Consider the following 267-nt stretch of genomic DNA (forward strand, 5'->3'; position numbering starts at 1 on the left):
ATCTTGAATGAGACCCTCCAATACCACCTGCGCAAAAGGTTCGGCGTGCAAAAAGAGACACTGCCGGGAGGTGAACAGACCAGCCTTTCAAGGCCGTCACGTTGGCTTCGCCCACCGCAGAGAACGAGACCGAAGAACAGGAAACCGTGGTCGCCGCTCACCGTCGCAAGAAGCCCAAGGGCAAACGCGCCGATGAACTGAGCAAGTTTCCCAGCGTGGAAGAACATCATTACTTGCCGGCCGATCAGCGCGAATGTCCCAACTGCC

The sequence above is a fragment of the Schleiferilactobacillus shenzhenensis LY-73 genome (assembly GCF_000469325.1).
Taxonomy (GTDB): domain Bacteria; phylum Bacillota; class Bacilli; order Lactobacillales; family Lactobacillaceae; genus Schleiferilactobacillus; species Schleiferilactobacillus shenzhenensis.